Origin of the sequence: Paraburkholderia strydomiana (assembly GCF_031456815.1) — a bacterium.
Taxonomy (GTDB): domain Bacteria; phylum Pseudomonadota; class Gammaproteobacteria; order Burkholderiales; family Burkholderiaceae; genus Paraburkholderia; species Paraburkholderia caledonica.
Genome location: NZ_JAVDVL010000002.1, coordinates 841,972 through 867,050 on the forward strand (window position 1 = coordinate 841,972; position 25,079 = coordinate 867,050).

The 25,079-nt window shown below is 62.1% G+C and carries 18 protein-coding genes, 2 rRNA genes and 2 pseudogenes; 3 read left to right on the plus strand and 19 right to left on the minus strand.

Annotation, left to right across the window (positions count from 1 at the left end; translation table 11 throughout):
* Positions 1–77: 77 nt before the first annotated feature.
* The 15 genes from ftsA to coq7 all read right to left on the minus strand — a co-directional run bounded on the left by ftsA (position 78) and on the right by coq7 (position 17,392).
* Positions 78–1,310 (minus strand): cell division protein FtsA, encoded by a 1,233-nt coding sequence (gene ftsA / locus J2W46_RS09460; RefSeq protein ID WP_012434417.1) that lies wholly within the window; start codon positions 1,308–1,310, stop codon positions 78–80.
* A 27-nt stretch (positions 1,311–1,337) separates the two neighbouring features.
* Positions 1,338–2,090 (minus strand): cell division protein FtsQ/DivIB, encoded by a 753-nt coding sequence (locus J2W46_RS09465; RefSeq protein WP_020071224.1) that lies wholly within the window; start codon positions 2,088–2,090, stop codon positions 1,338–1,340.
* 49 nt (positions 2,091–2,139) lie between these two features.
* Positions 2,140–3,093, minus strand: coding sequence for a D-alanine--D-alanine ligase (locus tag J2W46_RS09470; protein WP_310353035.1), 954 nt, complete (start codon positions 3,091–3,093; stop codon positions 2,140–2,142).
* A gap of 1 nt (position 3,094) precedes the next feature.
* On the minus strand, positions 3,095–4,498 hold the full coding sequence (gene murC / locus J2W46_RS09475) for a UDP-N-acetylmuramate--L-alanine ligase (RefSeq protein ID WP_020071222.1): 1,404 nt from the start codon (positions 4,496–4,498) through the stop codon (positions 3,095–3,097).
* A complete protein-coding gene (gene murG, locus J2W46_RS09480; protein WP_087751763.1) occupies positions 4,495–5,613 on the minus strand; it encodes an undecaprenyldiphospho-muramoylpentapeptide beta-N-acetylglucosaminyltransferase in 1,119 nt (372 codons plus the stop codon). The genes murC and murG overlap by 4 nt, the downstream gene beginning before the upstream one ends.
* A 121-nt stretch (positions 5,614–5,734) precedes the next feature.
* On the minus strand, positions 5,735–7,003 hold the full coding sequence (ftsW, locus tag J2W46_RS09485; protein WP_310067264.1) for a putative lipid II flippase FtsW: 1,269 nt from the start codon (positions 7,001–7,003) through the stop codon (positions 5,735–5,737).
* Complete coding sequence (gene murD / locus J2W46_RS09490; RefSeq protein ID WP_310353039.1) at positions 7,000–8,514, minus strand: UDP-N-acetylmuramoyl-L-alanine--D-glutamate ligase; 1,515 nt, start codon at positions 8,512–8,514, stop codon at positions 7,000–7,002. Before murD ends, ftsW begins: the two co-directional genes overlap by 4 nt.
* Positions 8,515–8,537: 23 nt before the next feature.
* Positions 8,538–9,707, minus strand: a complete 1,170-nt coding sequence (mraY, locus tag J2W46_RS09495; protein WP_020071217.1) for a phospho-N-acetylmuramoyl-pentapeptide-transferase — start codon at positions 9,705–9,707, stop codon at positions 8,538–8,540.
* Between the two features lie 17 nt (positions 9,708–9,724).
* Positions 9,725–11,152: a UDP-N-acetylmuramoyl-tripeptide--D-alanyl-D-alanine ligase gene (locus J2W46_RS09500; RefSeq protein ID WP_310353043.1), complete on the minus strand. Its 1,428-nt coding sequence runs from the start codon at positions 11,150–11,152 to the stop codon at positions 9,725–9,727.
* Positions 11,149–12,720 carry a UDP-N-acetylmuramoyl-L-alanyl-D-glutamate--2,6-diaminopimelate ligase gene (locus J2W46_RS09505; RefSeq protein WP_310353045.1) on the minus strand — a complete coding sequence of 524 codons (1,572 nt, stop codon included), beginning with the start codon at positions 12,718–12,720 and terminating at the stop codon, positions 11,149–11,151. The genes J2W46_RS09500 and J2W46_RS09505 overlap by 4 nt, the downstream gene beginning before the upstream one ends.
* Positions 12,717–14,582 carry a peptidoglycan D,D-transpeptidase FtsI family protein gene (locus tag J2W46_RS09510; RefSeq protein ID WP_087751758.1) on the minus strand — a complete coding sequence of 622 codons (1,866 nt, stop codon included), beginning with the start codon at positions 14,580–14,582 and terminating at the stop codon, positions 12,717–12,719. The genes J2W46_RS09505 and J2W46_RS09510 overlap by 4 nt, the downstream gene beginning before the upstream one ends.
* Positions 14,579–14,929: a cell division protein FtsL gene (gene ftsL / locus J2W46_RS09515; protein ID WP_020071213.1), complete on the minus strand. Its 351-nt coding sequence runs from the start codon at positions 14,927–14,929 to the stop codon at positions 14,579–14,581. The genes J2W46_RS09510 and ftsL overlap by 4 nt, the downstream gene beginning before the upstream one ends.
* The gene (rsmH, locus tag J2W46_RS09520) at positions 14,926–15,879 is read right to left on the minus strand and encodes a 16S rRNA (cytosine(1402)-N(4))-methyltransferase RsmH (RefSeq protein WP_084166954.1); all 954 of its coding nucleotides are present in this window, start codon (positions 15,877–15,879) and stop codon (positions 14,926–14,928) included. Before rsmH ends, ftsL begins: the two co-directional genes overlap by 4 nt.
* A gap of 15 nt (positions 15,880–15,894) precedes the next feature.
* The gene (mraZ, locus tag J2W46_RS09525) at positions 15,895–16,323 is read right to left on the minus strand and encodes a division/cell wall cluster transcriptional repressor MraZ (protein WP_027802334.1); all 429 of its coding nucleotides are present in this window, start codon (positions 16,321–16,323) and stop codon (positions 15,895–15,897) included.
* 430 nt (positions 16,324–16,753) lie between these two features.
* Positions 16,754–17,392 (minus strand): 2-polyprenyl-3-methyl-6-methoxy-1,4-benzoquinone monooxygenase, encoded by a 639-nt coding sequence (gene coq7, locus J2W46_RS09530; protein WP_310353049.1) that lies wholly within the window; start codon positions 17,390–17,392, stop codon positions 16,754–16,756.
* A gap of 302 nt (positions 17,393–17,694) precedes the next feature.
* Between coq7 and J2W46_RS09535 the strand changes: the two genes are divergently transcribed.
* Entirely contained in the window at positions 17,695–18,870 is a 1,176-nt protein-coding gene (locus tag J2W46_RS09535) for a porin (protein WP_087751755.1), read from the plus strand.
* Positions 18,871–19,068: 198 nt separating this feature from the next.
* Here J2W46_RS09535 and J2W46_RS09540 read toward each other — a convergent pair whose 3' ends face one another.
* Together J2W46_RS09540 and J2W46_RS09545 are read right to left on the minus strand one after the other, a co-directional pair.
* On the minus strand, positions 19,069–20,742 hold the full coding sequence (locus J2W46_RS09540; RefSeq protein WP_310353052.1) for a long-chain fatty acid--CoA ligase: 1,674 nt from the start codon (positions 20,740–20,742) through the stop codon (positions 19,069–19,071).
* Positions 20,743–20,896: 154 nt separating this feature from the next.
* Entirely contained in the window at positions 20,897–22,975 is a 2,079-nt protein-coding gene (locus J2W46_RS09545; RefSeq protein WP_310353054.1) for a molybdopterin-containing oxidoreductase family protein, read from the minus strand.
* 182 nt (positions 22,976–23,157) lie between these two features.
* Here J2W46_RS09545 and J2W46_RS09550 point away from each other — a divergent pair.
* Together J2W46_RS09550 and J2W46_RS09555 are read left to right on the plus strand one after the other, a co-directional pair.
* A pseudogene (locus tag J2W46_RS09550) lies at positions 23,158–24,365 on the plus strand (M20 aminoacylase family protein).
* Positions 24,366–24,396: 31 nt separating this feature from the next.
* A pseudogene (locus J2W46_RS09555) lies at positions 24,397–24,558 on the plus strand (lipocalin family protein); the annotation flags it as partial.
* 100 nt (positions 24,559–24,658) lie between these two features.
* Here the strand turns inward: J2W46_RS09555 and rrf are convergent.
* Together rrf and J2W46_RS09565 are read right to left on the minus strand one after the other, a co-directional pair.
* Positions 24,659–24,772, minus strand: a 5S ribosomal RNA gene (rrf, locus tag J2W46_RS09560).
* A gap of 225 nt (positions 24,773–24,997) precedes the next feature.
* Positions 24,998–25,079: ribosomal RNA gene (locus tag J2W46_RS09565) — 23S ribosomal RNA — on the minus strand; the annotation flags it as partial.

A 25,079-nucleotide genomic window follows, 5' to 3' on the forward strand; every position in this document is an offset into this window, starting at 1 on the left:
CGCGCCGGCCGCCGGCACCGGCGCGTATTTCTGAAACTGTCGAAAACCCGTTAAAACCTGCTCGGTAAAACAAATTCTTAAAAGTTGCCGAGGAACCAGTCCTTCATGCGCGTGAACACTTGCCCCATCGAACCCGACTGCACCGCCACCTTGCGGCCGCGCATGCGTTGCGAGCGTCCTTCGACGAGCAGGCCCATCGCCGTCGAATAGCGCGGGTTGCGCACCACGTCGGCAAGACCGCCCGCGTATTCCGGCACGCCAATACGCACGGGCTTCAGGAAAATGTCTTCGCCCAGCTCGACCATGCCGAGCATCATCGACGCGCCGCCGGTCAGCACCACGCCGGAGCTCAGCAGTTCCTCGTAACCCGACTCGCGCACCACCTGCTGCACGAGCGAAAACAGTTCTTCGACACGCGGTTCGACGACCGCCGCCAGCGCCTGGCGCGACAGCGTGCGCGGGCCGCGCTCGCCGAGACCCGGCACTTCGATCATTTCGTCCGGATCGGCCAGCGCCTGTTTGGCGATGCCGTAGTCGACCTTGATGTCTTCCGCGTCCGGCGTCGGCGTGCGCAAGGCCATCGCGATGTCGCTCGTGATCTGGTCGCCGGCAATCGGAATCACCGCCGTATGACGGATCGCGCCTTCGCTGAAAATCGCAATGTCCGTCGTGCCGCCGCCGATGTCGACCAGCACCACGCCCAGTTCCTTTTCGTCTTCCGTCAGCACCGCGAGCGATGACGCAAGCGGCTGCAGAATCAGATCGTTCACTTCGAGCCCGCAGCGGCGCACGCACTTCACGATGTTCTGCGCCGCGCTCACCGCGCCCGTGACGATATGCACCTTCACTTCGAGCCGGATGCCGCTCATGCCGATCGGCTCGCGCACATCTTCCTGACCGTCGATGATGAATTCCTGCGTGAGGATATGCAGCACCTGCTGGTCGGTCGGAATGTTGATCGCCTTCGCCGTTTCGATCACGCGCGCCACATCGGCCTGCGTGACTTCCTTTTCCTTGATCGCCACCATGCCGCTCGAATTGAAGCTGCGGATATGGCTGCCGGCAATGCCGGTGAAGACGTTCGTGATCTTGCAGTCGGCCATCAGCTCGGCTTCTTCGAGCGCGCGCTGAATGGACTGCACGGTGGCTTCGATATTCACCACCACGCCTTTCTTGAGCCCCTTCGATTCGCTCTGGCCGAGGCCGATCACCTCGTAGTGACCTTCGCCCTTCAGCTCGGCGACGATGGCCACCACCTTCGACGTCCCGATGTCGAGGGCGACCAGCAGATCTTTATAGTCTTTACTCATAGCGTGCTCATTGCGTGTGATGTCCGTTTACTTCTTGCCCTTGTCGGGTTCGCTGATAAAGCGCATGCCAGCGGCACGAATCGCGAAACCGTTCGGATAGCGCAAGTCCGCATACTCGATATCCTTTCCCCAACGTTGCGTCACCGCGTTCCAGGCCGCGGTTAGGCGCTTGCTCCGATCGAGCAGCGTGTCCTGATTGCGCTCGCGCCCCAACTCCACCTGCATGCCGTTCGACAGCTTGACGGTCCACGCGTAACGCGGCGACAACGTCACTTCTTCGGGCGTCGCGCCAAGCGGCGCGAACCACTTCTGAAAATCGTGATAACGCGCGACCACTTCTTTCGCCGTACCGTCCGGGCCGTCGAACGCGGGCAGGTCCTGCTCCAGCTCGCCCTGGTTCGCGGTGAACAGATCGCCGTCGACGCTCACCAGTTGATCGCTGCCCCACGTGCCAAGCGGTTTGTACTCTTCGAGCGTGACAGCGAGCGCATTCGGCCAGACGCGCCGCACGCTCGCGTGACGCACCCACGGCATCTGCTCGAACGCCTGGCGCGCGACGTCGAGATCGACCGTGAAGAAGTTGCCCTTCAGCCGCCCGACCACGCCTGCGCGCACCGTCGGCGAATTGATATGCTCGGTATCGCCGTCGATCTGGATTTCGCGCAGCGCGAAATTCGGGCGCTGGATCAGCCAGTAACCGCCCGCCGCCAGCAGCACGAGCACCAGCAACGCATGCAATGCGTTGGCGGCGAAATTGAGCTGGCGAACGTTGTTCCACATGGTGTTGCTTTCGGGTTGCCCCGGTTAGTGCTTCGGTTAGTGCTGCCCGTTAATCCTTGAGCGTCAGCGCCAATACGCCGACAACCAGTTCCTGATAGCTGATGCCCACCGCGCGCGCCGCTTTCGGCGGCAACGAGTGATCGGTCATGCCGGGCGCCGTGTTCACTTCGAGGAAATACGGATTGCCGTCGGCGTCCAGCATGAAGTCGGCGCGGCCCCAATCGGTGCAGCCCAGAACGTCGAACGCACGTCGCGCCAGCACTTTCAGGCGCGCTTCGTCGTCTGCCGCCAGACCGCACGGAATCAGATACTGCGTGTCGTTCGCGATGTACTTCGCGTGATAGTCGTAGAACTCGCCGGCCGGCACGATGTGGATCACCGGCAAATCCAGGTCGCCCGCGATGCACGCCGTGTATTCGCCGCCGCCTTCAATACTCTTTTCGACCACCACGATCTTGTCGTACTTGACCGCTTCCACGAGCGCAGCCGGCAATGCGTCGACGCTTTTCACCTTGATGACCGCGACGCTCGAGCCTTCGCTTGCCGGCTTCACGAAAAGCGGCAATCCGAGCTTCGCGACGATGTCTTTTGCGCGCGCTTCGTAGTCGTCGCCGCGCAGTACGGCTTCGAACGGCGGCGTCGGAATACCGAGTTGCTGCCACACGAGCTTGGTGCGGAATTTATCGAGCCCGAGCGCCGAGCCAAGCACGCCGCTGCCCGTGTACTTGATGCCGTAAAAGTCGAGCGCGCCCTGAATCTGGCCGTTTTCGCCATAGCCGCCGTGCAGCGCATTGAACGCGCGCACGAAGCCTTCTTCCTTCAACGCGGCAAGCGGACGCTCGGCCGGATCGAACGGATGTGCGTCGACGCCGGCATCGCGCAGTCCCTGCAGCACGAGGCGCCCGGAATTGAGCGACACCTCGCGCTCGGCGGAATTTCCACCGAGCAGCACGGCCACTTTGCCGAATTGTTTAGCGAGTTGATCTGACTGGATACTGCTCATCTCACACCTTCGTTTCGAGAGCGAGACGACCCGGCACACTGCCGATCGAACCCGCGCCCATCGTGATCACTACATCGCCGTCGCGCACGAGTGCTGCAAGCGCGTCCGGCACTTCGTCCACCGTATCGACGAACACGGGCTCCACCTTGCCCGCCACGCGCAACGCACGCGCGAGCGCGCGGCCGTCCGCCGCGACGATCGGCGCTTCGCCCGCCGAATAGACTTCGGTCAGCACGAGCGCGTCCACCGTGGACAGCACCTTTACGAAATCCTCGAAACAGTCGCGCGTACGCGTGAAGCGGTGAGGCTGGAATGCGAGCACCAGACGCCGCCCCGGGAATGCACCGCGCGCCGCCGCAACCGTTGCCGCCATTTCGACAGGGTGATGACCGTAGTCGTCGACCAGCGTGTAGGCGCCCGACGTGTTGCCTTCCCCGACCACGGGCACTTCGCCGTAGCGCTGAAAACGCCGGCCCACGCCGTTGAAATCGGCCAGCGCCCGCTGGATGTCGGCATCTTTCACTTCGAGTTCGGTCGCAATCGCGATCGCGGCCAACGCGTTCTGCACGTTGTGCTCGCCGGGCAGGTTCAACACGATGTCGATTGGCGGCGCGTCTTCGCGCATTGCCGTGAAATGCATCTTGCCGTCGCGTGCCTGAACGTTCACTGCCCGCACCTGTGCATCCGGAGCGAAGCCGTAGCGAATGATCGGCTTCGACACGAACGGCAGAATTTCCTTCACGTTCGGATCGTCGACGCACAGCACTGCGATGCCGTAAAACGGCAAACGGTGCGTGAATTCGATGAACGCCTGCTTGAGCCGCGCGAAGTCGTGGCCGTAGGTGTCCATGTGATCGGCGTCGATGTTCGTAATGACTTCGATCACCGGAAACAGATTCAGGAACGACGCGTCGGACTCGTCCGCTTCGGCAACGATGAAGTCGCCGGTGCCGAGGCGCGCATTCGCGCCCGCGCTGATCAGCCTGCCGCCAATCACGAAGGTCGGATCGAGCCCGCCCGCGGCGAGCACGCTTGCCACCAGCGACGTGGTCGTGGTCTTGCCGTGCGTGCCGGCAATCGCAATGCCCTGTTTCAGGCGCATCAGTTCCGCGAGCATCACCGCGCGCGGCACGATCGGAATACGGCGATGACGCGCCGCCAGCACTTCGGGGTTGTCGCTGCGTACGGCGGTCGAGACGACCACAGCGTTAGCGCCTTCTATGTTCTCCGCGGCATGACCGATCGCAATGCGCGCGCCGAGCGCGGCGAGTCGATCGGTCACCGCATTGCTCGACAGATCCGAGCCGCTCACCTGATAGCCGAGGTTGACCAGCACCTCCGCAATGCCGCTCATGCCGACACCGCCGATGCCGACAAAGTGAATATGTTTGACGATGTGTTTCATTGCTTTCCTTCTGGGCTCGCGCCCGAAATCGAACCCGCCACAGTCGCGCAAATCTTCGCGACCTGTTCCGTGGCGTCGGGTTTCGCGAGCGAGCGCGAACGCTCTGCCATCTCCGCGAGACTTTCCCGCGTCTGGCTGCGCAACCAGTCGGCGAGTTTTTCCGCCGACAGATCGCGTTGCTGCACGACCAGCGCTGCGCCGTTATCGGCGAGAAACGCTGCATTAGTGGTCTGATGATCGTCCACCGCATACGGGAACGGCACGAACAACGCGGCCACACCTACTGCTGAAATTTCGGACACTGTCATTGCGCCCGAGCGGCAAATCACGAGATCGGCTTTCGCATAGGCGCTCGTCATGTCGTCGATGAACGGCACGAGTTGCACGTCCGCGCCCGCTTGCAAGCCAGCCGCCGCGTAGTTCTCGCGCAGCGCGTCGATATGCTTGGCGCCGGCCTGATGCACGATGCGCGGCCGTTCGTTCGCACCGAGCAGCGCGACCGCGCGCGGCACGACTTCGTTGAGCGCCGCAGCGCCGAGACTGCCGCCGACCACCAGCACATTCAGCGGACCGTTGCGTTCTGCATAGCGTGCTTTGGGCGCAATCGCGCGCGCAAGTTCCGCACGAATCGGATTACCGGTCCATTCGCCGTGCGGCAACGCATTCGGAAATGCAACCAGCACCCGCTTGGCGAGCTTCGCAAGGACCTTGTTCGCGAGCCCTGCAATCGAATTCTGTTCATGCAGCACGAGAGGACGGCCGCTCAATGCGGTCATCAGCCCGGCCGGAAACGTGATGTAACCGCCCATGCCGAGCACGACATCCGGCTTCACGCGACGCAGCACACTCAGACTCTGCGTGCATGCGCGCAGCAGATTCAGCGGCAACATCAACTTGGTCTTCAGGCCCTTGCCGCGCAGTCCGCCAAAGCGTACGTATTCCATGGGAATGCCGTGCTTCGGCACGAGCGTGGCTTCCATGCCGGCAGGGTTGCCGAGCCATACGACTTTCCAGCCCCACGCCTGCATCAGATGCGCGACCGCGAGCCCGGGGAACACGTGTCCCCCGGTGCCGCCGGCCATCACCATCAGCGTGCGTTGCTGCATGGGGGTCATACCTTCCCCCCACGCATCAACATGAATGAAAACCGGTTGTGGCTGCGGCCGCTTCGCTTAACTTCGCGCGCCTTGCGCACGAAGTTAGCCTTCGCCGAAATCGTGCGTTGCTGCGTGAGGGTCATACCTTCCCCCCACGCATCAACACACGATTTTCATAGTCGACGCGCATCAACACCGCGACGGCGACGCAGTTCAGCAAGATGCCGGAGCCGCCATAGCTGACGAGCGGCAACGTCAGACCTTTAGTCGGCAGCAAGCCGAGGTTCACGCCCATGTTGATAAACGTCTGCGCGCCGAACCAGATGCCGACGCCCTTCGCGACCAGGCCCGCGAACGTGCGGTCGAGCGCGAGCGCCTGACGGCCGATCTCGAACGCGCGGCGCACGATCCAGTAAAACATCAGGATCACGACGAGCACGCCGACAAAGCCGAGTTCCTCGCCGATCACCGCGAGAATGAAGTCGGTATGCGCTTCTGGCAGATAGTTAAGCTTCTCGACGCTGCCTCCGAGACCCACGCCGAACCACTCGCCGCGGCCGAACGCGATCAGCGAGTGCGTCAATTGATAGGCTTTGCCCTGCGCGTAGCGGTCGTCCCACGGGTCCAGGTAAGCAAAGATCCGCTCGCGCCGCCACGGCGATGCCCAGACCAGCAAACTGAACGTGCCGACCGCGGTCGCGACAAGCCCACCGAACAGCTTGCCGTTCACGCCGCCGAGAAACAGCAGGCCCATCGCGATCGCCGCGATCACCATGAACGCGCCCATGTCCGGCTCGAGCAGCAGCAATGCGCCGACGAAACCCACCGCCATCGCCATCGGCAGAAAGCCTTTGGCGAAGCTGTGCATATATTCCTGCTTGCGTACCGTGTAGTTCGCCGCGTAGATCGTCACCGCGAGCTTCATGATTTCGGACGGCTGCATGTTCGTGATGCCGAGCGGAATCCAGCGGCGCGCGCCGTTCACGCCCTTGCCGACGTGCGGAATCAGCACGATCACCAGAGCGACGAGCGAAATCAGGAATAGCTTGGGCGCGTATTTGTCCCACGTCGAAATCGGAACGCGGAACGCCACGACGCCGACCACCGCGCCCATGACCACGAAAATGATCTGGCGCACGAGGAACGCGTAGTCGCGGTACGACGCGTACTTCGGCGAGTCGGGCATCGCGATCGACGCGGAGTACACCATCACCACGCCAAGGCCGAGTAGCGCGACGACCACCCACAGCAGCGAATGATCGTAGTCGAGCATGCGCGAGCGCAACGGCCGCACACCGTTGACGGCGCTCGCGAGACCGCTGCCGCCCGTGCGGCCGGCAGCGCGCGTGGCGCTTGCCGGCTCGCCGTTGGCGGTGGCGCGTGAACCGAATCGTTCGGACCAGCTCATATCATCGTCCCCCGTTCGGCCGCGATTTCTTCTACCGTGCTGCGGAACACCGCCGCACGATGCGCATAACCCTTGAACATGTCGAAGCTCGCGCAAGCCGGCGACAACAGGATGGCGTCGCCCGGTTGCGCGAGCGCCGTTGCCGCACGCGTCGCTTCTTCGAGCGTGGCGTGGTCAGTCATCGCGATGCCGGTCTCTTCGAGCGCCGCGCGAATCTGCGGCGCGTCACGGCCAATCAGCATTACTGCGCGGCACCAGCGCATGACCGGCGCGGCAAGCGGCTCGAAGTCCTGGCCCTTGCCGTCGCCGCCTGCAATCAGCACGACGCGCTGCGCGAGACCGTCGAGTGCGGCAACCGTCGCGCCCACGTTAGTGCCCTTGCTGTCGTCGACATAATCAATGCCGTCGATCGATGCAATCAGTTCCACGCGATGCGGCTCGCCGTGATACTCGCGCAAGCCATGCAAAAGACGCGCGCCCGGCAGGCCGATGGCGCGCGCGAGCGCATAGGCGGCAAGCGCGTTGGCCGCGTTATGCAGGCCGCGAATGCGCAAGGCGTCCGCCGGCATCAGGCGCTTCAGCGCAATGTTCGGCGGCGTAACCGCTTCGTTCTTGCGACGACGCTTCGGCGCGGGTTCGTCGCTCGCGTCGAGATCGTGTGCTTCGACGAGCCAGATCATGCCGTTGTCGCGCAACAGACCGTAGTCGCCGTCGCTCTTCGGTTCGGTTACGCCGAAGGTCACGACTTCGATGTCGCTAGCGTCGGAAGGCGCGAGCGCCATTACGCGCGCGTCGTCGCGATTAAGCACGCGCACCGTTTGTGTACCGAAGATCCGGCCTTTCGCGGCGGCGTACGCGTCGAGGCCGCCATGCCAGTCGAGGTGATCCTGCGTGATGTTGAGAATTGCCGCGGCGTCGGGCTCGAACGTATGCGCTGTTTCAAGCTGGAAGCTCGACAGTTCGAGCACCCACACGTCGGGCAGCGCGGTGTTGTCGATCGCTTCGCTCAGTTTGTCGAGCAGCGCGGGGCTGATGTTGCCCGCCACCGCGACCTTCTTGCCCGCACGTTCGCACAGCAGGCCCGTCAGGCTGGTAGTCGTGGTCTTGCCGTTGGTGCCGGTGATCGCGATGACTTTCGGCGCGTAGCCGCTCTCGCCGAGCGTTTTCAGCGCCTGGGAGAACAGTTCGAGCTCGCCCCACACGGGGATGCCCTGCTCGCGGGCCGCGGTGATCAGCGGCAGCAGGTCGGCGGCGAGCGGCGACAAACCCGGGCTGATCGCAACGAGTTCCACGCCTTCGAGCAACACAGGCGAAAACGGGCCGCCGACAAAAGGAGCGTCGACGCCGTGCGCTTCCAGTGCGGACAGATTCGGCGGTACTTCGCGCGTATCGGCCACACGCAGCCGACAGCCGTGCCGCGCGCACCAGCGCGCCATCGCGAGACCGGATTCACCCAGTCCCAGCACGAGCACCATCGGCTTTTGCCGATCCCGAAACTTCTCGCCGAACATCGCCTGCTTCCCCTAATACCTGCTTAACGCAACTTGAGCGTGGACAATCCGAACAGACACAACATCAACGTGATGATCCAGAAGCGCACGACAACTTGCGTCTCCTTCCAACCCGACAATTCGAAGTGGTGATGCAGCGGCGCCATCTTGAAGAGACGCCGGCCTTCGCCGAAACGCCGCTTGGTGAATTTGAACCACGCCACCTGCAACATCACGGAAAGCGTTTCCGCGACGAAAATGCCGCCCATGATGAAAAGCACGATTTCCTGGCGCACGATCACCGCGACCGTGCCGAGCGCGCCGCCGAGCGCGAGCGCGCCGACATCGCCCATGAACATTTGCGCCGGATGCGTGTTGAACCAGAGAAACGCGAGCCCCGCGCCGCCCATTGCCGAGCAGAAAATCAGCAATTCGCCCGCGCCGGCGATATGCGGAAACAACAGGTATTTCGAGTAGACCGAGCTGCCCATCACGTAAGCGAATACGCCGAGCGATGCGCCGACCAGTACGACCGGCATGATCACGAGCCCGTCGAGACCGTCAGTGAGATTGACCGCATTGCTCGCGCCGACGATGACCAGATACGTCAGCACGATGAAGCCCCACACGCCGAGCGGATAGCTGATCGATTTAACGAACGGCAACATCAGGTCGGCACGCGCGGGCAAGCCCATCGACAAGCCGCTGCGCACCCACGCCATGAACAGGTCGAACACGCGCACGTTGCTCGCCTCCGACACGCTGAACGCGAGGTACACCGCGGCGAACAGACCGATCACCGACTGCCAGAAATACTTCTCGCGCGACGACATGCCGCGCGGGTCCTTGTAGACGACCTTGCGGTAATCGTCGACCCAACCGATCACGCCGAAGCCGAACGTAACCAGAATCACGATCCAGATGAAGCGATTGGTCAGGTCCGCCCACAACAGCGTGGCCACGGCAATGCCGAGCAGAATCAGCACACCGCCCATGGTCGGCGTGCCGGATTTCACGAGGTGCGTTTGCGGACCGTCTTTACGAACAGCCTGACCGACCTTCATGGCGGTCAGCTTGCGAATCACCGCCGGGCCGCAGACGAGCCCGATCAGCAGCGCGGTGATGGTCGCCATCACCGCGCGGAAAGTGAGATAACTGAACACGCGCAAGAAGCTTGCGTCATTCTGCAGCCATTGCGCCAGCGCCAGTAGCATGCTTCGGTCCTTCTATTTCAGTGTGCGGCGGGCGTACCGCCCGCTGCGTTGGGTTGTGGACTCGTAACGGCGTCCACCACGCGCTCCATCTGCATGAAGCGCGAGCCTTTCACGAGAAGCGTTGCAGCGGCGCCGAAGCCGGCCTGCTGCAATTGCGCGACCAGCGTGCCGATGTCGGCCACGTGATGCGCGCCGGCGCCATACGCGGTGCAGGCGTCGCGCGAGGCGTCGCCCGTGGCGTACAGCGCGTCGATACCGCGTTCCTTCGCGTATGCGCCGATTTCGCGGTGGAACTCGGGACCGTTGTCGCCGACTTCGCCCATGTCGCCCATCACGAGCACGCGCGGCGAAGCGTGCGACGCGAGGACGTCGATCGCAGCGCGCATCGAGTCGGGATTCGCGTTGTACGTGTCGTCGATCACCGTTGCGCCGGCTAGCGTGCCGAGCGCGGCATGCTTGACCTGCAAGCGGCCTTTCACCGCGCCGAACGATTCGAGGCCGCGCTTGATCGCATCGAGCGAAACGCCCGCGGCGAGGGCGGCCGATGTCGCGGCCAATGCGTTGTGCGCGTTGTGATTGCCGAGCACTTGCAGCGTGATTTCGACATGGCCTTGCGGTGTGTCGACGCTGAGCAGCTTGCCGTCGAACCTGCCGGTGACGGCGGCTTCGGTCGTGCGTTCGTCGCTGTTCAGCGCGAAGTCGACGATCCGGTTGCCTGTGGCGGCCACGCGCCAGATGCTGGCGAAAGCGTCGTCCGCCGGGAACACGGCGACGCCGTCCGGATTCAGCGCATGAATCACGCTCGCATGCTCGAGCGCAACCGCCTCGACGGTCGCCATGAATTCCTGATGCTCGCGCTGCGCGTTGTTCACGACCGCAACCGTCGGCTCGGCGATCTTCGCGAGCAACGACGTTTCGCCGGGATGATTCATGCCGAGTTCGACCACGGCCAGCCGATGCGCCGCATTCAGACGGAACAGCGTGAGCGGCAGGCCAATATCGTTGTTGAAGTTGCCGGCGGTCGCGAGCCGCGCATCCGCGCCGACGGCGGCGGCGAAGATCGACGCGATCATTTCTTTGACCGTGGTCTTGCCATTGCTGCCCGTCACGGCGACGAGCGGCATGCCGAACTTGCGACGCCAGCCGCGAGCCAGCGCGCCCAATCCAACACGCGTATCGGTCACGCGCAGCGCCGGCACGCTCCAGTCTTGCGGCGTGCGCGAAACGAGCGCCGCCGTCACGTTGCGCGCTGCAACGTCGCCGAGAAAGTCATGTGCGTCGAAACGCTCGCCCTTGATCGCGACGAAGAGATCGCCCGGACCCGCGCTGCGGCTATCGGTCGACACGCGCTCGAAGGTGACGTTGTCGTCGCCGATCACGGTCGCGCCGGGAATCAGCGCCGCGGCTTCACGCAGCGAGAACATTGCATTTCCTTGCCCGCTCATTCGCCACCTCCGCGTGCCTGCGTCGCCCGCGCGGCGAGCGCGAGACGGGCGTGGTCCTGATCGGAGAAAGCGCGCTTCTTGCCCATGATTTCCTGTGTGGCTTCGTGCCCTTTTCCAGCCAGCACGATGACGTCTTCCCGCGCGGCGCTGCGGATCGCCTGAAGGATCGCGCTCGCGCGGTCTTCGATGCGGCGCGCTTTCGACGCGTCTTTCATTCCCGCTGCGATCTGCTCGATGATCGATTGCGGATCTTCGCTGCGCGGGTTGTCGCTCGTGACCACGACGCCGTCCGCGATCTTCTCGGCGATTGCGCCCATCAGCGGTCGCTTGGTCGCGTCGCGGTCGCCGCCGCAGCCGAACATGCAAATCAGTTCGCCGCCGCGCGCGGTTGCCATCGGACGCAGCGCTTCCAACGTTTTTTCAAGCGCGTCTGGCGTGTGCGCGTAGTCGATCACGACGAGCGGCTCGTCGTTCTGCAAGCGGCCGCCGAGGCGTTCCATGCGCCCGTTCACCGATTCGAGCTTCGCCAGTTGGGCAAGCGCGGCGTCGAACGGCACGTCGGCGGCAAGCAATGCGCCGAGCACGCCGAGCAGATTGCTCACGTTGAACGCGCCGAGCGTTTGTACTTCGACGTCGGCCTTGCCCCAGTCGGACGTGTTCAGATGGAACGCGGTGCCGGTTGCGGTGGCGCGCACGTTCGACGCGAGCAACCACGCGTCCGCTTGCGGCGTGCTTTGCCCTGCACTTTGCGAAGCGTCGTTCTGCGCGGAGTCGAGGCCGTAAGCGATGGTGCGCGCGTGACCTCGAGTGCTGGCAAGCAGACGGCGGCCGGTCGCGTCGTCGTGATTGATCACCGCCGCACGCAGTTCAGGCCACGCGAAAAGACGCGCCTTCGCCGCTTCATACGCTTCGAAAGTGCGGTGATAGTCGAGGTGGTCTTGCGTGAGATTCGTGAACACGGCGATGTCGAACGCCGTGCCGTTCACGCGCCCCTGGTGCAGCGCATGCGACGACACTTCCATTGCGACTGCGCGCGCGCCGGCGTCGCGCAGCTGCGCAAGACTGCGCTGCAATTGCGGCGCGTCCGGTGTCGTGAAGCCGGTGTGCACCAATTGTCCCGGCAGACCAGTGCCAAGCGTGCCGATGATCGCGCAACGCGTGCCGAGCGCGGTGAGCGCCGCCGAAATCCACTGACTGCACGAAGTCTTGCCGTTCGTGCCCGTCACGCCGACCGTCAGCATGCTGTCGCTCGGATCGTTGTACCAGGCACTCGCGATTGAACCGGCGAGGTCGTTCAACGCCGGCACCGCAAGCGTCGTAGATGCATCGATCGCGCCGCTAAATCCTTCGGCCTGAACGAGCACGGCGGCAGCACCGCGTTCAATTGCACTGTCGATGAACGGACGGTTGTCCGCGCCATCCACTGCGTAGGCGAAGAATGCGTCGCCGGCGGCGAGCGAGCGCGTGTCGGCGTGCAGATGCGCGCCCGGCTGCACCCGTGCGCGCAGCCAGTTCAGCGCTTCGGCGATCTCCCGATGCGCCGGATGATTGTTGCGCAGCGCGCTCATCGAACGACTCCCGGATGGCTCTTCGCGTTCGCGGAAATCGTCATCTTCTTTGCGCCGGCGCTGGTCGAGATCTTTTTCGCAGCGGACGGCGCGGGCGTTGCAGACGGTGCGGCAGACGCGGAATCGTCCGATACCACCATCTGCTTGACCGGCATTTGCGGCGGCACGTTCAGCGAACGCAACGTATCGCCGACGATGCCCGAGAACACGGGGCCGGACACCTGGCCACCAAAGTGGCTACCCGCGGTCGGCTCGTCGACCGATACGGCGACGACGATACGCGGGTTCGGCATGGGTGCCATGCCGACGAACGACGCGCGATATTTCGAGTGGTCGTAACCATGCGGACCGTGCTTATACGCCGTACCGCTCTTGCCGCCGACGCGATAACCCGGCACCGCCGCATCCGGCGACGTGCCGCCCGGCGAGACGACCGTTTCGAGCATCGCGCGCACTTCGCGGGCGGTGGTCGGCGAGAAGATCTGCGGACCCGTTGCCGGCTGGTCGCCAGGCGTGCGGAAAATCGACACCGGCATGATCTGACCGTCGTGTGCGATGGCCGAATATGCGCGCCCCAACTGGAACAGCGACACCGACAGGCCATAGCCGTACGACATGGTCGCCTGCTCGATACGGCGCCAGCTTTTCCACGGACGCAGACGTCCCGCCGCCGCGCCGGGGAAACCGACCTTCGGCGCCTGACCGAGACCGATGCTCGTGTACATATTCCACATCTCTTCGGGCTTGAGCTGCATCGCAATCTTCGTCGCGCCGATGTTGCTCGACTTCTGGATCACGCCGCCGACGGTCAGGACACCGAACGCGCTGTCGTCGGTAATCGGCGCACCGTCAAGCACGAAGCGGCCGCCGCCTGTATCAACCAGTGTAGTCGGCGAGACGCGGTGCAGATCGAGCGCGAGCGACACCGTGAACGGTTTCATGATCGAGCCCGGCTCGAACGTATCGGTCAGGATGCGATTGCGCAACTGGTCGCCGGTCATGTGCGACCGGTCGTTCGGGTTGTAGGTCGGGTAATTGACGAGCGCCAGCACTTCGCCGGTCCGCACGTCGATCACCATTGCCGCGCCGGCCTTCGCCTTGAATTTTTCGACGGCCGCTTTCAGGTTCGTGTACGCGATGTACTGGATCTTGCTGTCGATCGACAGATCCACGTCCTGGCCGTTGTGCGGCACGACCTGCTCGTCCACGTCCTCGATGATGTGGCCCATGCGGTCCTTGATCACGCGGCGGCTGCCCGACATGCCCGCCAGCAGCTTCTGGTCGCCGAGCTCGACGCCTTCCTGGCCTTCGTCTTCGACGTTGGTGAAGCCGATCAGGTGAGCGGTGATCTCGCCTTCCGGATAGAAACGCTTGTACTCGTCGCGCGCGTAAATGCCGGGGATGTCCAGCGCCTTCACCTTTTCGGCGATGTCGACCGGCACCTGACGTTTGACGTACACGAAGTTCTTGTCTTCCGAGAGCTTCCTGCGCAATTCCTTATCGGTCATGCCGAGCAGCTTGCCGAGCGCGCCCAGCTTTTCCGCGCCGAGATCGTCCGGCACCGATTCCGGAATTGCCCAGATCGCGCGCACCGGCAGGCTCGTAGCCAGCACGAGACCGTTGCGGTCGAGAATTTTGCCGCGCGTGGCGGGCAGTTCCAGCCGGCGCTGATAACGGATTTCGCCCTGCTTCAGATAGAACGCGTTGCCGGGGCCCTGAATCCAGAAGGCGCGCGCGGTCAGCGCGACGAACGCCATGAAAAGCAGGAACACGACGAGCTTGGAGCGCCACATAGGCAGGCGCACCGACAGGATTGGGTTCGCCGAGAAGGCGACGCTCTTGCGAGTCGACGATTTTTTCATCGCACGCCTCCGCTGCGGCTCGTTGCAGGCGCGGACGCCGGACCGGACGTCGGAATCGGCGCGTCTTCAGCCTTCGCCGAGCCCGGATCGAGCGTCAGATATTGCGTGCGGCCGGTCGTGACCGATTGCATTTTTAGCGACGCGGTGGCGATCTGCTCGATGCGCGACGTTTTCGACAGCGCGCTCTGCTGATATTGAAGTTGCGAATAGTCCTGTTGCAGCTGACGCTCCTGAGATTGCGCGCGCTGCAACTGGATGAAGATCTGGCGCTGCTGATTGGTTGCGTTGACGACAGACAAGGCACAGCCCATCACGATCATCAGCAGGAAAATGTTGAGACGATTCATGGTGCGATTCGCTCCGCCACGCGCATCACGGCAGAACGGGCGCGCGGGTTGGCGGCGACTTCAGCGTCGCTTGCAAACACACGGCCGATGATTTTGAGCGGGGGACTCGGCAGGTCGACGGCGCGAATCGGCAGGCGACGATCCACCGTAGGCGTACTTGCGTGCGCCTGCATGAATCGCTTGACGATCCGGTCCTCGAGCGAATGAAAGCTGATGACCACCAGCCGCCCCCCTTGCTCCAGCAGCGCTAACGCTGCTTCTAAAACGACTTGCAGCTCCGCAAGCTCTTGATTGATGTGAATCCGTATAGCCTGAAAGGTGCGGGTTGCCGGATCCTTGCCCTTCTCACGGGTTTTGACGACGTTAGCCACGATTTGGGCAAGCTCGCCCGTGCTGACGAGAGGCCCAAGACGGTCGGACTCTGCCCGGCGAGCAACAAGCGCCTTTGCAATCTGAAAAGCAAACCGTTCTTCCCCATAATCTCGTATCACCTCCGTCAGTTCCTGCACCGTGGCCCGCGCCAGCCATTCAGCGGCAGATTCGCCGCGCGTCGGGTCCATCCGCATGTCGAGCGGGCCGTCGGCGCGGAAACTGAAACCCCGCTCCGGGTCGTCGACTTGCGGCGACGACACGCCCAGATCCAGCAAAACGCCCGACACCCGTTCAATCCCGCGCTCCGCAATCGCGGTGCGCAGTGAAGCAAAACTCTCATGCACGATGCCAAAGCGCGGATCGGCGATTTGCTGCGCCGTGGCGATCGCGAGCGGGTCTTTGTCGAAAGCGATCAGACGCCCCGACTCGCTCAGCTTTTCCAGCACCAGCCGGCTGTGACCGCCCCGCCCGAACGTGCCGTCCACATAAACGCCGTCCGCGCGGGTGACCAGCGCGTTGACCGCTTCTTCCAGCAGCACCGTGCGATGCTGCAATTCGTTTCTCATCGCAGATGCCATATATGTATGCCGCGATCAGAACGTGAAATTCTTTAACGCTTCGGGCATGCCCTCGGCGATCGCCGCCTGTTCCTTCGCGGCGTAAATCTGTGCGTCCCACAACTCGAAGTGGCGGCCCATGCCGAGCAGCGTCACTTCTTTTTCCAGCGTGCCGGCCGCGCGCAATTCCGGCGACACGAGCACGCGGCCCGCGCCGTCCATGTCCACGTCCATTGCGTTGCCGAGAAAAATGCGCTTCCACCAGGCGGCGTTCATGGGCAGCTTGTCGACTTTGTCGCGGAAGATTTCCCATTCCGGGCGCGGAAAGAGCAACAGGCAGCCGTCCGGGTGCTTGGTGATCGTCACCCGGCCCTCTGCCTGTGTTTGCAGCGCATCCCGATAGCGGGACGGAATTGACATCCGTCCTTTCGCATCGAGAGTCAGCGCCGACGCCCCTTGGAACACTTAGCTCTCCCTCTTGACCGGCGCTTTTGCGCCGGCTGCCCGATTCGTAAAAATCTACCCGAAACCGCGTGTCAGATCACACAAAAATACACTTTCTCACACTGTCTCCCACTTTAGAGGAACGCTAAACGGGGGTCAAGGGAGACAGACGGTTTTTCAGCGAAATTTGTTTGTTAGAACAAGGACTTAGCGCGACTCGTTCATGTCAGACATAAAACGGAAAATCGTTATAAATGAAAGAGCTACTGCGGCTTCTGAAGGTGATACGTGAAAAGTACGAGGGAAAGGCGCGGACTGTAAGCGATCGCGGCAGGCGGCTGGAAGGTGTGAGGCGGGGATTCGGGGATCGAGCACGGACGACGCCTTGGACGTCGTCCCACTTACGGTAATTTAAGGCGGTTGCGGGGAGAAAACCGGCGTCTGCTGTCTCTTATATGTAGTAGGCGGTACGGGTCATCACTTTGGACATTGCCCGCATCAACGCGCGCGCCGGGAATGGCAACTCGACGCCGCCAGCGTCCATAGCGGCCTTGCCGTGCTCGGCCTCATCGGCCCGCATCTGGTCGACAATGGCGCGCGACTCACGGTCGGCGGCAGGCAAACGGTCCATGTGGCTATCCAGATGTTGTTCGACCTGACGCTCCGTCTCCGCCATGAAGCCGAGACTGACCCGGTCGCCCAGACGTCCAGCTGCAAGGCCGATAGCAAGGGCGCCTGCATACCAGACCGGATTCAGCAGACTCGGGCGCGAGTCCAATGCCTCGAGACGCCTGGCCGTCCATGCGAGGTGATCTTCTTCTTCGACGGCGGCTCGATCGAACACGGTCCGCAGCGATGGCGACCTTGTCGCGAGCTTCTGCGCCTGGTAGAGCGCCTGTGCGCAGACTTCGCCTACGTGATTCACGCGCATGAGACCTGCGGAGTGGGCGCGCTCGGCCGGCGACAGTTCGGGCACCTCAGCGTGTGCAGCCGATTCTTGCGGAACCGGCAACGGACGACTCATGCGCGAGACGCCAGTCATTGAGCGTAAACCCCGATCAAATTCAGTAATCAACTCGTCCAGAAACATTCGGCACTCCCTGATTTCACAACCGGCTCCCCACTCTGCGCTGCCCATGCAGCAAGCCTTTGCGGAGGAAAACGCAGTCTCCGGCGAGGCCGGATTTGGCCTTCGGAGACATCAAAATTTCGATTTTAGATCATGTTGCGTAAACGAAACAGCAGCCTTCCAGACGCCCTCCTTTTTCTTTGTGCCATGTAGCCGTTTTGTTACATTACGTGCAACTTCTCGCGAAGTTGGACAAGCAAGGCCTCAACGCTACATAAATATTCGCCTTGTACAAAAGATTCGTAATCCTTGGAGATCATTCGATGAAAAAGTCGCTTCTCGCTCTCGCAGCACTGGGCGCATTCGCAGGCGTCGCACATGCTCAGAGCAGCGTGACCCTGTACGGTATCATTGACGAAGGCTTCAACATCAACACCAACGCTGGTGGCAAGCACCTGTACAACCTGTCCAGCGGTGTTATGCAAGGCTCGCGTTTCGGCCTGCGCGGCACGGAAGATCTGGGCGGCGGTCTGAAGGCGCTGTTCGTGTTGGAAAACGGCTTTGACGTGAACAACGGCAAGCTGGGTCAAGGCGGCCTGATGTTCGGTCGTCAAGCATACGTCGGTCTGTCGAGCCAGTTCGGCACCGTCACGCTGGGTCGCCAGTACGACTCCGTCGTCGACTACGTTGGTCCGCTGGAAGCCGGCGACCAGTGGGGCGGCTACATCGCTGCTCACCCGGGCGACATCGACAACTTCAACAACGCATACCGTACGAACAACACGGTCAAGTACACGAGCGTGGATTACGGCGGCCTGAAGTTCGGCGGCACGTACAGCTTCGGCGGCATTGCTGGCAACGTTACTTCGAACCAGATCTGGTCGTTGGGCGCTGGCTACAACAACGGTCCGCTGGTGTTGGGCGTCGGTTACTTGAACGCACGTACGCCGGCAGCTTCGGGCGGCCTGTTCAACAACGGCGGCACGACGACGACTGCGGCTGCCTTCGCAGCGACTGCTTCGCCGGTCTACGCTGGCTACACGTCGGCTAACACGTACCAGGTTATCGGTGCAGGCGGTGCATACACGTTCGGCGCGGCAACGGTCGGCCTGACGTACTCGAACATCCGCTTCGCGAACCTGGGCGCTTCGTTTGCATCGCCGTTCAAGGGTCAGTCGGTTACGTTCAACAACGCTGAAATCAACTTCAAGTACCAGTTGACCCCGGCATTGCTGGTCGGCGCGGCATACGACTACACGCGCGGCGCGGACATCGCAGGTGCATCGCGCGCTCAGTACCACCAAGGCGCGATTGGCGTGGACTACTTCCTGTCCAAGCGTACCGACGTCTACGTGATGGGTGTGTACCAGCACGCTCTGGGTGACACGCTGACCGCTGCCGGTGGTGTGGCTCGGGCAACGGCAAGCATCAACGGCCTGTCGGGCTCGCAGAACCAGAACCAACTCGCAGCTCGCGTCGGCATCCGCCACAAGTTCTAATAAGTCGTAAATACGCAGTTTTGCCTCAAAGGCGCCTTCGGGCGCCTTTTTTTATGGGTCCGGCGAGCCGCGATGCTTGCCGGCTTTGCGTTTGCGACAGCACAAACAAAAAGCCCGGCAGACTGTCCGTCTGTCGGGCTTTCTGGTCTTGCTACCGGAACTCATTGAGAGCCCCTGATCTACATTAGTGCCTTACGTTCATGCACGCCCGTCGCGTAGCTCGCGGCGCAAGATCTTGCCGACATTGCTCTTCGGTAGCTCGGTGCGGAATTCGACGATCTTCGGCCGCTTGTAGCCAGTCAGCTGCTGCTTGCAGTAGGCGAAGATATCCGCGTCGGTGAGCGCGTCGTCTTTCCTGACGACGAACAGCTTAACGGCCTCACCTGAATGCTGGTCGGGCACGCCGACCGCAGCCACCTCGAATACGCCGGGCAGCCTGGCCACTACGTCCTCTATCTCGTTCGGATAAACGTTGAAGCCCGAAACCAGAATCATGTCCTTCTTGCGGTCGACGATCTTCACAAAGCCCTGCTCGTTCATGAAGCCGACATCGCCCGATCTGAAGAAGCCGTCCGGCGTCATGACCTTGGCTGTTTCGTCTGGCCGGTTCCAATAGCCGGCCATGACCTGCGGGCCGCGAATGCAGATTTCGCCGGGTTGGCCCAGTGGGACCTCGTTGCCCTCGTCGTCCCGAATCGAGACTTCGGTTGACGGCAGCGGCAGACCGATCGTGCCGCTATATTCCGTGACCGTCACCGGGTTGCAAGTCACACACGGCGACGTCTCGGACAAGCCATAGCCCTCGATAATCGGCGTATGCGTGTTTTCGAACCACCGTTTGGCGACCGCTTCCTGAACCGCCATCCCACCACCGTTGGCCGCAATCAGTTTGGAAAAGTCGAGCTTGTGGAAGTCCGGGTTGTTCAACAGCGCGTTGTACAGCGTGTTGACTGCAGGGATCGTCGTGATCGCATAGCCTTGCAAGGCTTTGATCATCCCAGAGATATCACGCGGGTTCGGGATCAGAACGCCCAAACCGCCCGTTCGAATGGTCAGCAGCCCACACACCGTCAGCGCGAAGACGTGATAAAGCGGCAGCGCCACAACGGTGATGAACTGCTCGATGTCCGTACGATCCGTGCGAACCGGGTTGAGCCAGATTTCCGATTGCAGCACGTTGGCAATCAGATTCCGGTGCAGCAGTGTCGCGCCCTTGGCCACGCCTGTGGTGCCGCCGGTGTACTGCAGGAACGCGACGTCGTCCGGGCCCTGCTGAACGGGTTTGAAAGTCTGCCGCTCGCCTTCCGCAATTGCAGTGTTGAATTTGACGTGGCCCGGCAAACTCCAGGCCGGCACCATTTTCTTCACCTGACGCACGACGAAGTTCACAACCGCGCCTTTGACGCCCATCAGATCGCCCATTGCCGCGACCACGATATGCTTCACCGCGGTATTGCGCACAACTGCCTGCAAAGTTACCGCGAAGTTTTCGAGCAAGACGATTGCTTCCGCGCCGCTATCCTTCAACTGATGCTCGAGCTCACGCGGCGTATAGAGCGGGTTAACGTTCACGACCACGTAACCCGCGCGCAAGATGGCTGCGATCGCCACCGGATACTGGAGCACGTTCGGCATCATGATCGCGACGCGAGCGCCGCGCGCAAGACCCTTCGACTGAAACCAGGCGGCCAGCTTGCGCGAAAGCGCGTCCAGCTCGCCGTAGCTGATCTCTTTTCCCATGCAGACGAATGCAGGCTTGTCGCGGTGCTCGCGAAACGCCTCTTCGAGCAGTTCCGCAACGGACGAATAGCGGGTTGGGTCAATCTCTGCGGGAACGCCGGGCGGGTAAGATTTCAGCCAGATTTTATCCATGCAGCGTCTCCTTCTTTATTTTCGAATGGTCGTGCTAAAAACGCATCGTAGCATGGGCACCCCTGCGGTAATGGCGAGTGACGGCGTGGTTAGACTGCTGCCTCGAACCTTCTGAGGCTTCGGCGGCGCGGCTTGGCTGTGTGGAAGAAGATCGTCAGACGCGCTCGACCTGGACCAGACAGTCGTAGAAGGTCGCGGATCCACCGAGATCGGTCAGCGCCTGGCTCGTGACCTGATTTGCGTTGCGGCCATCGGGCGCCAGTTTCTTCCACCAGATCGACAGGCCGACCACGAGGCCTTGACGCGCCCGGTCGGTGACACGGGCGCGCGCCTGCATTGAGCCGCGGTCGTTGAAGATACGCACCTGGTCACCGTCGACGATATCCCGCGATCCCGCGTCTGCCGGGTGAATGTCGAGATGCGGCTCACCTTCGGTAGACCGCAGGCTTTCAACGTTGACGAAGGTGCTGTTCAGGAAGTTGCGCGCGGGCGGCGAGATCATCGCAAGCGGGTAGCGAGCGGCGAGTTCGGGCGCCGACTCCGCGGATTCATACGGCGGCACGTAATCCGGAAGCGGATCGAGCCCCTGCTGCGCGAGCCGTTCACTGTAGAACTCGCACTTGCCCGAGGGCGTGCGAAAGCCGCCTTCGGCAAAGGGCGCATCGGGGAGGTTCAGCTTTGCCCAACCGACCCGTTTGAGCGATTCCCAATCGACGCCTTCGAGCGTCTTGTCTTGCCAACGCAAGGCGCTGCGCGCAACGGTTTCGTCGCTTTCGAACAGCGACGGCTCATCCAGCCCCATCTGACGGGCGAGGCCGCGAAAGATTTCAGTATTGGGACGTGCGTCGCCTACAGGAGGAATTGCCGGCAAGTTCACCATGACGTGCGTGTGGCCGTACGACTTGTGCACGTCGAGGTGCTCCAGTTGCGTGGTGGCCGGCAGGAGCAAATCCGCATAGTCGGCGGTGTCGGTCTGGAAGTGCTCGAGCACGATCGTGAAGAGGTCCTCGCGCGCGAATCCTGCAGCGACGCGTTCAGAATCAGGTGCAACGGCAACAGGATTCGAGTTATAGACGATGATCGCCTCGATTTTCGGGCCGAATGTCGCGTCGCCCGGATGCAGCAACGCGTCGCCGATTGCGTTCATATTGATTACGCGGCTGGGCCTGGTCGGCCAGCCGGGCATCAGGTCCGGACGCTGCAATGCATGCGTGTCGACCGGCGCCCACCCGGACGACGACAACAAGGCGCCGCCTGCCCGCTCGCGCCACGCGCCGGTCAGCGACGGCAGGCACGCAATCGCGCGCACGGCGTTGCCGCCACCGCGCACTCTTTGCAGACCATAGTTCAGGCGAATCGCAGCCTTTTTCGTGCTGCCGTAAAGGCGCGCCAGGTCGACGATAACCTCCTCATCGATGCCGCAAATCTCGGCGACGCGTGACGGCGAATACCCGAGCGCCCGCGCTTTCAGCTCATCGAAGCCCAGTGTGTGCGCCGCGATGTAAGCGTGATCGAGCAGATCTTCGGAGATCAGCACGTTCATCATGCCGAGGGCCAGTGCGCCGTCGGTCCCGGGTTTCAGCGCAATGTGTTGATGGCACTTCTCGGCGGTCAGCGAGCGATACGGGTCGATTGCAATGAGCCGGGCGCCTTGGCGCTTGGCCTGTTGCGCACGTGTCCACCAGTGCAGGTTCGACGCAATCGGATTCGAGCCCCAGATCAGGATGACCTCGCTTTCGTCGAAAAACTCCGTGAGCATGCCGATGCCCGCGCCGTACGTATATTTCAAGCCCGCGGCACCGGCCGCTGCGCAGATCGTCCGATCCAGCTGCGATGCGCCGAGCTTATGAAAGAAACGTTGAGCGATGCTGTCGCCTTGCACCAGGCCCATGGTGCCGGCGTAGCTGTATGGCAGGATCGCCTCGGGCGCCCGCTGCGCTATCTCCGACAGATGCTTCGCGCCCAGTTCAAACGCCTCGCTCCAGCTGATGGGTTCGAAATGCCCCTCGCCTTTGCGGCCAATGCGCTTCATCGGCGTTGTCAGACGATGCGGATGGTGAACTCGCTCTGCATACCGACTGACTTTGGTACACAACGCGCCTTGGGTTGGCGGATGGTCTGGGTCGCCGACCACTTTAATCGCCCGACCAGCCTCGACTGTCACACGCATCGCGCAGGTGTCGGGGCAGTCGTGTGGGCAAACTGCGCGAGCGAATTCAGTCGGAGCGTTCATGGGGTAACCATTCAGGGGACGGGAAGTGTGGCGTAACGCCGGATTTTATTACGTCCGTCGGCGCTTGCCTGCATGCTGCCGCCAAAAAGGCTTCGGCGTAGAATCGTTAGCACTGCGTCCGGGCGCAACTCGCCCGAGCGATTCCTTGCAAGTCAAAAGCTAAAGCGCATCGGCACTCTATTATGAAACTGATCCCCGAAATTCAAGCTGCTCACGGAGAAATACAGAGTCTTCGACGAACGATCCATGCTCACCCTGAACTGCGTTACGAAGAGACTGCGACAGCTGATCTCGTCGCCAAGACGCTTGAGTCCTGGGGTATAGAAACTCACCGTGGATTGGGCAAGACAGGTGTAGTTGGCGTCCTCAAACGCGGAAACAGTACCCGTTCTGTCGGTCTGCGCGCCGACATGGATGCGCTGCCAATCCAGGAACTGAACAGCTTCGAACACAAATCGAAAAACGACGGGAAAATGCACGCGTGCGGCCACGACGGCCACACAGCAATGCTGCTCGGCGCGGCGCGACATCTTGCGAAACACGGTGAGTTCGACGGCACCATCGTATTCATTTTCCAGCCTGCCGAAGAAGGCGGCGCGGGTGCGCAAGCGATGATCGACGATGGATTATTCGAGAAGTTTCCGGTCGACGCCGTGTTCGGCATTCACAACTGGCCAGGCATGCCTGCTGGCAAATTTGGCGTGACTGAAGGCCCATTATGGCCTCCAGCAACGAGTTTCGTATCGAGATCAAAGGCGTCGGCTCGCACGCAGCGCTACCGCACAATGGCCGTGACCCGGTGTTTACCGCCGTGCAGATCGCTAACGGATTGCAGAGCATCATCACGCGAAACAAAAAGCCGCTTGATACGGCCGTGCTCTCAATCACCCAGATTCACGCCGGCGATGCGGTCAACGTCGTTCCTAACGATGCCTGGCTCGCGGGCACCGTGCGCACGTTCACGACAGAAACGCTCGACTTGATCGAAGCCCGCATGCGCAAAATCGTTGAAAACACGGCGGAGGCCTATGATTGCTCGGCCGAGGTGCACTTTCACCGGAACTACCCACCCACGATCAACAGCGGGGAAGAAGCGCGATTCGCGGCGGCCGTTATGAAGGAAATCGTCGGTGCAGAGAACGTAGACGATTCCGTGGAACCCACGATGGGTGCCGAGGACTTTTCCTTCATGTTGCTGGCGAAGCCAGGGTGTTACGCGTTTCTTGGTAACGGCGACGGCGGCCATCGTGATGCGGGCCACGGTGCGGGCCCGTGCATGCTGCACAACGCCAGCTACGACTTCAACGACGAATTGCTTCCTATCGGCTCGACGTACTGGGTGCGACTGGCGCAGGGCTTTCTGGCGGGAAACGATACGACGGATCGATGAAGTTCGGACGGCACGTTGCGCTGGCGTGCTCGTAGATCCGCTGATGGACGTCCGGGAACTGGACTCGCGACAGTCTACCGGCGCGGTGTACTGGGAGGGCGCGGTGCGCGTGAGCCGCGATGGCGTGGATCCCGGGCGGGCTTATCTGGAGCTGACCGGTTACGCGGATGCACTGCGGATCGGCAGGCAGTGAGGCTGTAAGGTGGCCTCGCTGTTTTACCGCCACGTTTTACCACCGCGTAAACGCAGAAACCCCACCTTTTGTGGGGTGGGGTTTCTGATGCTGCTGGGGAGCCTGACGATTACCTACTTTCACACGGGCAATCCGCACTATCATCGGCGTGGAGTCGTTTCACGGTCCTGTTCGGGATGGGAAGGGGTGGGACCGACTCGCTATGGTCATCAGGCTTTGACGGGTTGCTGGGTCGCCTTTGGGGCGGCACAGCCAATCGGGAAGAAGTAGTTTCTGGTGATGCTCACCAGGCGATGCGGGGTTGTGCTGTATCGGGCACAACACTGATCTCAACCTGGGTGTCTGGCGCGAACTCACTGCGAGTTCAAGCGCATCCCCTTCGGGGATCGGACCAGTGTAGGCGCTGAAGCGCCAACGCTGGTCGAGACACACCTGTTATAGGATCAAGCCTTACGGGCAATTAGTATCAGTTAGCTGAGCACATTACTGCGCTTACACACCTGACCTATCAACGTCCTGGT